Origin of the sequence: Aerococcus sp. UMB1112A, from assembly GCF_030230715.1 — a bacterium.
Lineage (GTDB): Bacteria > Bacillota > Bacilli > Lactobacillales > Aerococcaceae > Aerococcus.
The window spans coordinates 1-4,898 of record NZ_JASPDS010000038.1 but is presented as its reverse complement, the minus strand read 5'-3'; the positions used below and the strand labels follow the sequence as shown (position 1 = coordinate 4,898).

The following is a 4,898-nucleotide window of genomic DNA, read 5'->3' as shown; positions in this document are numbered from 1 at the left end:
CTGGCCTTTGTCACGGCGACGGGGACAGTCATGCTGCCGCACGTGGCCAATGCCTTTGCCCAGCATGACATGGAAAAGGTCCACAAGATGCTGTACAAATCCTTTGATTTTGTATCGGCTCTGGCCTACCCGATGATGTTTGGGATTGCCGGGGTGTCTCTGACTTTGGCGCCGCTTTACTACAGCTCCAAGTACGCCCCGGTTGGCCCGGCCATGCTGATCGAATCAATCGTTATTTTGATGATCGGCTGGTCCAATGTTATTGGAACGCAGTACTTGCTGCCAGTTAACCGGGTCAAGGACTTTACGACTTCCGTAACTATCGGGGCTGTAGTCAATATTATCTTGAACTTTCCTTTTATCAGTCTCTGGGGATTAAATGGAGCGATGTGGGCAACCGTTTTGTCGGAAGTGGCTGTGACGGGCTACCAGCTCTATGTCGTTAGAAAGGACTTGGATCTAAGCTTAATGTTCCAAAGTTCATGGAAATACTTATTGGCCAGTGGGGTAATGTTTGTTGCGGTCTTTGGGATGAATACACACTTGAAGGCTAGCTGGCTTTGGTTGATTTGTGAAGTGGCTGTTGGTGTAGTAATTTATGCTGGGCTAGTATATTTTTTAAAGGCTCCAATTATTGATCAAGCCAAGAACTTAATTAGTAAAAAGTTGCAAAAATAATTAATTAGCGAAAGGATTTAGCAAATTTTGAAATCTGTGGCTGCCATAGTTGTAACTTATAATCGAAAAGAACTACTAAAAGAAGCAATTGATGCCTTGTTGATGCAAAGTGTAGCTGAGGCAGATGTATTAGTCGTTGATAATGCAAGTACGGATGGGACTAAGGACTATATTGCTGACTACATTGATCAAGGGCAAATCATTTATATTAATACCGGCGAGAATTTAGGAGGTGCCGGTGGGTTTAATTTTGGAATGCGCAAAGCTTGTGAGGCTGGTTACAAGTATGTCTGGATTATGGATGATGATGCGATCGTCAAAAGGGATGCTTTAAAAGAGTTGCTAAAGGCAGATCAGCTGCTTAAGGGAAACTATGGCTATTTATCTAGTACAGTCTTTTGGACTGATGGCCAGCCTTGTGTTATGAACCGTCCGAAATTGGTCAAGGACTGGACTAGTGATCTAGGTTATCTGTCTGCTGGCTTGGTAAGAACGTACTACTCAACTTTTGTATCATTTTTTGTTAAAACTGCAACGGTTAAGGAACTTGGCCTGCCAATTAAAGACTTCTTTATTTGGGGGGATGATGTTGAGTATTCCAACCGCCTTTCAAAAAAATATCCTTGTTATGTAGTTGGTAAGAGTCAAGTAATCCATAAGACTAGGGATAATAATGGGTCTAATATCGCTAAGGAACAGGGTGATCGGATCGGTCGTTATAAGTTTGCCTATCGTAATGAGTGCGTGATAGCTAGAGAAAATGGAATGAAGGGTCGACTTAGACAGTTCGCCAAGGTCAACTACAATATGTTGCAAGTTATTTTTACTCATAATCCACATAAGCTCAAAAAACTGGGGATAATCTTAGGGGGTTCAGTTGAGGGCATTTTCTTCAGACCAGAAATTGAATATATTGAGGAGCAGCATGACTAAGAGAATCTTAGAAGTTAACGTTGATGACAATGGTTACAGCGGAGTGTATTCTCTAATTAAACGAGTAATTGAAAATAAGCCGGCCAATTATCAGATTGACTTAGCCTGCCTAGAGCCATTTGAATCACAGCAAAATATTGATTATTTAAACAAGCTAGGGACTCAGGTCTATTACATTGGTTACCCTGGTAATAAAATCAAGAAGCAGCTTAAGTACTATGAGAAATTACAAAAGGTTGTAAAAGATGGTAATTATGACTATGTTCATATCCATGGGGATGTAGCAAATAAACTCTACGTAACGGCTTTGGCTGCACGTAAGGCTGATAGTGGGGTTAAAATAATCTTGCAGTCACATGCCAGTGATGTGGATGGCTCTCATCGTCAGCTTAAGCGCTTTATTCATAAAAGCTTGAGAGGGAAGCTAGTCAAATTGGCTGACTGTTATGTGTCAGTTTCCGATTTAGCCTCTAATTGGATGTTCCCAAGTATACCTAAGTCACAGGTGATTAAGATTATGAATGGGGTTGACTTAGCCGCCTTTCGTTATGATCCTATTATTAGAAAAAGGATACGAAAAGAGTTAGGTTTATCTCGCAAACATGTACTAGGCCATATTGGTCGTTTTGCTTACCAGAAGAATCACCAATACTTGATTCAAGTTTTTGCAAAAGTCTATGCTCAAGATCCACAAGCTCGCTTGCTTTTGGTAGGAAAAGGTGATTTGCAAGATGAATGTAAACACCAGGTGCATGACTTGGGACTGGATAAGCAAGTAATTTTTTACGGCTTAAGTTCCAATACTAGTGAGCTTTTTCAAGCGATGGATGTATTTTTGCTGCCATCTCATTTTGAAGGCTTGCCAATTGTCGGGGTTGAAGCACAAGCTGCTGGTTTGCCAGTAATTTTCTCTGATCAAATCACTAGTGAGGCTAAAATGACTAACAATGTTTCTTTCTTGCCAATTGATGAAACAAGCTTGTCAGCTTGGCAAAGTCAAGTGATCAAGGATCTGGAATTAGGGCATCGTGACAACTATGACCTATTATCCCGTCAAAAATTGGATATTACAGATACAGTGGCTACTTTCATGAAGCTATATAATTCGTAATCATTAAAAACGAGGTCAAAATGATCTACATTATTACCCATAAAAGAGTCAAGCTACCCAAGCTAGACAAATATCTTCCTTTGCAAGTGGGGAGTAGTTTGCATGAACACCTGGACTACTTGACTGATGATACAGGAGATAATATTTCTGAAAAAAATCCTAACTATTGTGAATTGACAGGACTATATTGGATCTGGAAAAATACAAAAGATGATTATAAGGGATTAGTACATTATCGTCGTTATTTTGGCAAAAGTGATTTCTCTTCTAGTTTTGAGCAGATATATAGTTATGATGAGCTTAAAGGCTTTTTACAGGACCATGATTTGGTGACTTCATATGTCGCTAACTTTAAGCAGAATGCTCATGATGAAATTATGATTCATTGTTGTACTGAAGAAATTTTTGGTAAGTTGCGAGCCAGCGTGGCCAAATGCAGTCCCGAATACTTATCTGATTTTGATAAATTCTTTAATCAAAACAAGGCAGTTTTATTTAATATGATGTTTTGCAGAGGGGACTTATTTGATGAATATTGTCAGTGGTTGTTTACAATCCTCTTTAACCTAGAGCCACAGGTTGATTTAAGTAGTTTGAATGCATATCAGCAAAGATTATATGGTTTCTTGTCAGAGCGGTTGTTAAATATTTGGATCTCGCATAAGGAATTGAAGGTTAAGCACTTACCGATCGTTAATACCGAAATGCCAATGAAGGAAAAAATTACTAATTACCGCCGCCAGATCACCAACCAGATCTTTTACACTTTGAAAAAATAAACTACCAAACTGTTTCTTTGGAAAGAATAAAGGGGTATAGTATGGCTTATCTGATTGCGATTTCGATGTCGCTTCTTGTGGCTGCTTTTGTGCCACGACTAATTGAAGAAAACCAACATGGAACTTTTTTACTGGTTAAGCAGCCTTGGTACAAAGATACCAAGAAATGGCAGCTAATTGGACTTGTTTCTTTATCTGCCCTACCCATCTTGCTGATTTCTTGTTTTCGTTATGGAGTGGGAACTGACTATTTTCATACATATGTCCCTCAGTTTCTATCAATTGTAAATGGTAGTTATACTCATTATTATGAACCTGGTTTTTATTTACTGAATCTGCTAGTCGCTGGTTTAACCAGTGATCCACAGTGGTTAATTGCTCTTTGTGCGCTTCTAACCCTAGGACTGGTATATGTAGTAACAGTTTTTTTATCAGATAATTATTTTATGTCGATCTTGCTGTTCTACTTGACTTATACCTACTTTGTTTCGATCAACAATATTAGACAAGCTTTAGCTTCAGCAATCTTGTTACCAGCTTTATATTTCTTAGTTCGTAAGAAGAAAATTGCTTTTGTTTTATTGACGATTCTAGCAGGGACCATGCACCAAAGTGCCTACTATTTCTTGATTATGGCGGTTCTGGATCTACTACCTCTGTCACAGCTCAGCTATCTGTTGATTAACTTAGGTTTTTACATTTTTATTAAGCTTTTAGGCAAGCAAATTTTAGCCTTATTAGCCTTACTCATTCCGCGAGTACAGATGTATCTAAATCAAGGAGTATATCTGGGTAAGACGATCGGTAAACTTTATTTGGGAGTACAAATTGCTATCTCACTAATTTACCTTTATCTAGAATACCAGCAGCGTTTTAATAGGGATTTGACGCAGTTTTCCTATAACAAGTCTTCCTTTAAGAGCCAATTGGTTGGCATGTTACAACTTGATGATCGCCAAAAACTAGGAAATTCAGCTGAAGAATGGGCAATTGCCAAGCTTTTGCAATGGATGGTTTTGATTGTATGTGCTATGGATGGAATTTTGCCAGCTACGTACCGGGTAGTTAGAATCTTTACTTATGCCCAGTTCATCTTTATCCCAAATGCAATCAGTAAATTCGAAAGAGATGACAAACGTCGCTTGATCTTGTATATTTTAGTTATTGTGATCTTTGGTATACTCTTTGTCCATGACTTTGCTATGGGCTTTGAGCAAGTCTACCCTTACAAGTCAATTTTTAACCGCTAAGAGGAGTTTGAGCCGGAAGGGACAGAAACAGTAAAAATGCAGAGGAAACCTTAGCTAAACTTAAGAATAAAACCGCCAATTGCAAGAATAAATTGAACACTTACCATAACATCTGGTAGATTTTGACTATCTACGCCGGTAAATGCG

The 4,898-nt window shown here is 38.8% G+C and carries 5 protein-coding genes; all 5 read left to right on the top strand.

Annotation, left to right across the window (positions count from 1 at the left end; translation table 11 throughout):
* On the top strand, positions 1-678 hold a 678-nt coding region (locus tag QP860_RS10285), incomplete at its 5' end, for a lipid II flippase MurJ (RefSeq protein ID WP_284912766.1).
* Between the two features lie 27 nt (positions 679-705).
* Positions 706-1,611: a glycosyltransferase family 2 protein gene (locus QP860_RS10280; RefSeq protein WP_041811981.1), complete on the top strand. Its 906-nt coding sequence runs from the start codon at positions 706-708 to the stop codon at positions 1,609-1,611.
* On the top strand, positions 1,604-2,722 hold the full coding sequence (locus QP860_RS10275; protein WP_013440161.1) for a glycosyltransferase: 1,119 nt from the start codon (positions 1,604-1,606) through the stop codon (positions 2,720-2,722). The genes QP860_RS10280 and QP860_RS10275 overlap by 8 nt, the downstream gene beginning before the upstream one ends.
* Positions 2,723-2,742: 20 nt before the next feature.
* Positions 2,743-3,501, top strand: coding sequence for a DUF4422 domain-containing protein (locus QP860_RS10270; RefSeq protein WP_002879387.1), 759 nt, complete (start codon positions 2,743-2,745; stop codon positions 3,499-3,501).
* A 41-nt stretch (positions 3,502-3,542) separates the two neighbouring features.
* Positions 3,543-4,751: an EpsG family protein gene (locus QP860_RS10265; RefSeq protein WP_041811978.1), complete on the top strand. Its 1,209-nt coding sequence runs from the start codon at positions 3,543-3,545 to the stop codon at positions 4,749-4,751.
* Positions 4,752-4,898 lie beyond the last annotated feature (147 nt).